The following is a 5334-nucleotide window of genomic DNA, read 5'->3' as shown; positions in this document are numbered from 1 at the left end:
GGCTACGCTGTTGGCATTCCGTATCTTCTTTTGTAGGTAAGAAGGCTGATCATCTCGGGCACCTGCATTCAATACTTGGGCAAATGCCATAAAACATAAAATTTAGACAGTATTGTAGAATAAAGTTACTCAGGCAAAAGTCTAGCCTTACGGGTAATTTAAATACTGAATTTCTATGAATAAATTACGTCTGATGTTTAATATGTAAAGTAGCTGATAATTAGCGATCCACCTCACCTAGCACAATATCAATAGAACCGAGAATGGCTACCAAGTCAGCGATCATGCCGCCCCGGCTAAGCTCAGCTAAAATAGAAAGGTTGACAAAGCAAGAGCTACGAGCTTTGCAGCGAAAGGGAATATCGCTTCGTCCATCCGCCCGAAAATAGAAGCCTAGTTCTCCCCGGGGATTCTCAGCTCGAACGTACAAATCTTGCTGCTTGGGGCGAATTTTCTTTGGAACTACCGCCCGCGGATCAAATTCGCGGGTACGCTGATGATCGCCGGTCAGTTGAGTGATACACTGCTCAATAATTCGTAGTGATTCGTAGCATTCGCGCACCCGCACGTAGGTACGGTCCCAACAATCACCTACTGCTCCCATTTTTCCTTCACCGATCGGAATATCAAAATCCAGTTCCGGATAAACTGAGTAACTATCTACTCGGCGCAGATCGTAGCGCAGCCCCGATGCCCGCAGCATGGGTCCGGAAACTCCGTAGTTGATAGCTAAGTCTAGCGGAAGCACTCCTACGTTGGCGGTACGCTCTACAAAAATCTTGTTATCAACTACTAGGCTTTCCAATTCACTTAGTTTAGGCAGTAGATAGGCAACTAACTCCTGGCAGCGTTTCTCAAAGCCGACGGGTAGGTCATAGAACAATCCGCCAATCCAAATGTAGTTGTAGAGCATTCGGGCACCGCAAACCCACTCCAGCATTCGCTGAATGTGCTCGCGGTCGCGCATCATCCATAGAAAAGGAGTGTAGGCACCAATATCCATGGCGTAGGTACCAATCGCTAAAAAGTGCGAAGCCAAACGATTCAGTTCAGCGACCAATACCCGGATATACTCTACTCGAGGTGGTATCTGATCCTGAATGCCTAGCATTCGCTCCACTCCCATGGCATAAGCGTGCTCAGAGTTCATAGACGCCAAGTAATCCATCCGGTCTACGTAGGGGATAATTTGGTTGTAGGGCAATGATTCGGCGTGTTTCTCAAAGCAACGGTGCAGGTAGCCCAAGTGTGGCACTACGTCTACAACAATCTCTCCTTCCGTCACTACTTCCAGCCGCAATACTCCGTGGGTAGAAGGATGCTGCGGCCCAATGTTAATCACCATCTGCTCGGGAGTCAAGTCCTCAGCCCGATACTTGGTAGGCTCAGAGTTCTGGAGATGATCGGGTTCGTACTGGTACTGAATAGTGCTTGACATAGAAAATAGTGAACAATATGTCCGCCTAAGACGGATGCAATTAACAGCGAACAATAGAAAATAGCAAAAGATATAAATGTATGTAAGATATGCTTTTAACCTTCACCTCAAGCAAAACCAGCTTGAATGAGTTACTTTTTGTATCATTGCATTTATACTAGCTCGATCTCAAAACTATACGTTATATTCAAACTATAATACTGATTTACAAGCACTTACAAACTGTCAACTACCCATTATCAACTATTAATTATCTTATGAACATTAGAATTGGCTACGGCTACGATGTGCATCAATTGGAAGCCGGGCGTGAGTTTTGGTTAGGCGGCATTCGTTTGGAACATACCCACGGAGCGAAGGGACATTCAGATGCTGACGTGCTCATTCACGCCATTTGCGATGCCTTGCTAGGTGCAGCTAACCTGCGCGATATCGGCTTTCACTTTCCGGATACTGACCCTAAGTACAAAGGGGTTGACAGCAAGATTTTATTAAAAGAGGTAATGCAACTGCTCCGAAAAGAAGGTTACGAGTTAGGCAATATCGATGCTACTGTCTGCCTAGAGGCTCCCAAAGTAAATCCGCATATTCCTGCTATGAAGGCCATGATGGCTGAAGTGATGCAAGTGGAGCAATCAGCTATATCGATCAAAGCAACCACCTCTGAAAAGATGGGTTTTGTTGGTCGGAAGGAAGGTGTGGCTACCCACGCAGTAGCTCTTGTTGAGAAGGTTCGCTAAAATCTACTTCACAGAAATTTTCGCTTACCTAAGTCTATTCGCTAACTTACCTGTTGCGTATCAATAGTTGTCTCTAGTAAGTTCAAAACTAGAAGATGCCACCTGTTTTTGGTACAGAGTACACAGTAAATCAGATTTTTATACTATTTTGCCGTGCCCATGAACATTCTACGGAAACAATATGTAGTAGAGGGGCAATAATTTTGCTTTTCCTTACCCCCGACACCAGAAGCTTACCGTAGTGGATAGCATACTTCAATTCTCGGCTTCTCTTTTTGATGGTAAGTAAAGAAGTACATCTATTAAAAGAATACATATGAACTACCAAACACGGTTTGTCGATACAGATCGGTCAGCCTTTTCCTCCACTTTGCGTAAGCGAGTTAATCAGTATTTTAAGGATAAAGACATCTCTCACTACGGCAATCGGAAGATGATAGCCAAAACCGTTATTCTTACCGCACTCTATCTAGGGGCTTACGTAGCCATACTTACCTTATCAATAAGTGCTTGGTGGTTATTGCTGTTCGCTGTGGTTATGGGCGTAGCCATGGCAGGAATTGGCATGTCAGTGATGCACGATGCCTTGCACGGTTCCTATTCCCGCAGTGCCACCGTTAATCGTTGGGTAGGGTACATTACCTATTTTATTGGAGCTAACCCAGTGGTCTGGAAGATACAACATAATGTATTGCACCATACCTACACCAATATTCATGGATTGGACGACGACATTCGTACGAAGCTGGTCATCCGGCTATCAAAGCATGCTCCGTTGCAGTGGATACACCGCTACCAGTATGTATATGTATTCTTTTTGTACGGTTTTAATACCTTATTCTTCATTATTAGCGATTTAATTAAGCTGCTGAACTACAATAAGATCGGAATGGTAGAGCGGCAAAAATCGCATTTTACTAGCGAACTGTGGAAACTTATTTTCACTAAGGTTTTATATCTCTTTTTCACAGTAGCTCTGCCAATGTTAATTACTCCGCTGTTATGGTGGCAGGTAATTATCGGGATGCTGGCCATGCACTTTACAGCCGGATATATCCTTACCCTGGTATTTCAATTGGCCCACATTGTAGAGGAAGTGGAACAGCCGCTACCCAATGATGAAGGTAATATTGAAAATGCTTGGGCTATTCACCAGTTAGAAACAACGGCCAATTTTGCGCGAAACAACCGTTTTCTGAATTGGTACGTAGGCGGGCTTAACTTTCAGGTGGAGCATCATTTGTTTCCGAACATTTGCCACGTCCACTACGAAGCTATTGCTCCCATTGTGCAGCAAACGGCGCAGGAGTTTCAGTTGCCATACCACGAGAAGACTCGCTTTCGCGATGCGCTGGCCTCTCACGTTAAAATGATGAAAGGCTTAGGTGAAATTCCGGCTCACGCTTATTCTATCTCCGGGTAGGGCAAGAAAACCGAGTGGAATGCTGGAGTAAGTAATTTCCTTTCGTAATTTTAGTCGCTATTTATCGACTAATCTATTATTGCTGTGAAAGACCTCGCTCAACTCTGCATTCATACAATCACTACCAAACCCTGGAGTATTGAAGAATCATCCGAACGCTTTGCTGAAGCTGGCGTTCAGGGAATTACCGTATGGCGCGATGCGCTAGAAGGTCGCAACATTGCTCAAACGGGTGATCGCCTGCGTAACCACGGCCTGGATATTGTCTCGCTCTGCCGAGGAGGTTTCTTTCCTGCTACTAGTGCCGAAAAACGACAGGCAGCAACTGATGATAATAAACGAGCGATTGACGAAGCCGCCGAGTTAGGTGCCCCGATGGTGGTACTGGTTTGCGGCGCTGAACCAGGTCAGTTGCTAACCACCTCGCGCCAGCAGATTCAGGAAGGGATTGAAGCGATTTTACCTCACGCTGAAGCTAATCAAGTGCAAGTAACCATTGAGCCGCTGCACCCTATGTACGCCGACACCCGCTCGGCGGTGAACACGCTAGGGCAAGCCAACGATATGGCCGAGGCAATCGACTCCCCCTGGGTAGGCATTGCTGCCGATGTGTATCATTTGTGGTGGGACGAAGCACTACAATCCGAGATTATGCGCTGCGGACGCAACGGTAACCTTTCGGCCTTCCACGTGTGCGATTGGCGAGTACCCACTGAAGATTTTTTGCTGGATCGGGGCTTGATGGGTGAAGGCTGTATTGATGTACCGCAAATTCGGAAGTGGGTAGAAGAAGCGGGATTTAAGCGAATGATCGAAGTAGAGATATTCTCGAACCGATACTGGAGTATGGATCAGAGCGAATTTCTTACCCAAATTATAGACGCTTACCAACAGCACGTGTAATGCTATGCGTACCTTCACTATTGCGCACTCATCGCCTTTGGGCGAATTACTAATCAGCGGTAATGATTCGTTTATTAGCGGAATTCGCTACGCTGATCTGCATAGCGAACTGGCAGACAAAGCAATACCAGCTAGTGAAGCTCCCCCTTTACTTCGGCGCTGCGCTTTGCACTTGGATGAATACTTCGCTGGGTGGCGGCGCACCTTTGGATTACAATTTCAGCAAGAAGGAACATCTTTTCAGCAAACTGTGTGGCAAGAACTCCTAAAGATTCCGTTTGGTGAAACCCGCACTTACGGCAAGTTGGCTCAGCAGATTGGAAGTACGAAGAGCAGCCGGGCGGTAGGCTTAGCCAATGGGAAGAACCAGATTGCGATTATAATTCCTTGCCACCGCATTATCGGGGCCAGTGGTAACCTCACCGGCTACAACGGTGGCATGTGGCGTAAGAAGTGGTTGCTTGATCACGAGAAGCGAATTGCCCACGGGGTGCTGAGTTTGTTTTAGGACGGAAGGAGATAATGTAGATTGTATTTCTGCTACGCACCCATGCTGTGCAGCAGTTCTAGTTTCAAATCTGCTTAAAAGATCATGCTATGATAGAAAACTATTTGGAAAGTGTAAAGAAGCAGTTTGCTTACTATCGCTCGCTGGGCGATAAAACCTTCGCTCAACTTACCGAAGCTGAGCTTTTCTGGGAACCTAATCCGGATAATAAGTCTATTGCCGTCATTGTCAACCATCTAGCGGGCAATATGCTCTCTCGCTGGACTGATTTTCTCACTACCGACGGAGAAAAGGAGTGGCGTAATCGTGATGAGGAATTTGA

General features: G+C 46.0%; 6 protein-coding genes. 5 read left to right on the top strand and 1 reads right to left on the bottom strand.

Annotation, left to right across the window (positions count from 1 at the left end):
* Nucleotides 1-220: 220 nt before the first annotated feature.
* A complete protein-coding gene (locus WBA23_RS02585) occupies nucleotides 221-1438 on the bottom strand; it encodes an NADH-quinone oxidoreductase subunit D (RefSeq protein ID WP_424580686.1) in 1218 nt (405 codons plus the stop codon).
* Nucleotides 1439-1695: 257 nt separating this feature from the next.
* On the opposite strand from WBA23_RS02585, the gene ispF reads away from it, so the two are divergent.
* From ispF to WBA23_RS02560, 5 genes are all read left to right on the top strand, one after another.
* Nucleotides 1696-2178, top strand: coding sequence for a 2-C-methyl-D-erythritol 2,4-cyclodiphosphate synthase (gene ispF / locus WBA23_RS02580; protein ID WP_424580685.1), 483 nt, complete (start codon nucleotides 1696-1698; stop codon nucleotides 2176-2178).
* Between the two features lie 316 nt (nucleotides 2179-2494).
* Nucleotides 2495-3601: a fatty acid desaturase family protein gene (locus WBA23_RS02575; RefSeq protein ID WP_424580684.1), complete on the top strand. Its 1107-nt coding sequence runs from the start codon at nucleotides 2495-2497 to the stop codon at nucleotides 3599-3601.
* A gap of 84 nt (nucleotides 3602-3685) precedes the next feature.
* The gene (locus WBA23_RS02570) at nucleotides 3686-4504 is read left to right on the top strand and encodes a sugar phosphate isomerase/epimerase family protein (protein WP_424580682.1); all 819 of its coding nucleotides are present in this window, start codon (nucleotides 3686-3688) and stop codon (nucleotides 4502-4504) included.
* 4 nt (nucleotides 4505-4508) lie between these two features.
* Nucleotides 4509-5012, top strand: coding sequence for a methylated-DNA--[protein]-cysteine S-methyltransferase (locus WBA23_RS02565; RefSeq protein WP_424580681.1), 504 nt, complete (start codon nucleotides 4509-4511; stop codon nucleotides 5010-5012).
* Between the two features lie 89 nt (nucleotides 5013-5101).
* The coding region (locus WBA23_RS02560) for a DUF1572 family protein (protein ID WP_424580680.1) at nucleotides 5102-5334 on the top strand (233 nt) is incomplete at its 3' end.

This window comes from Tunicatimonas sp., from assembly GCF_049647865.1.
GTDB lineage: Bacteria > Bacteroidota > Bacteroidia > Cytophagales > Cyclobacteriaceae > Tunicatimonas.
Note: the sequence above shows the minus strand (reverse complement) of the source record. Positions and strands in the feature narration are given on the sequence as shown.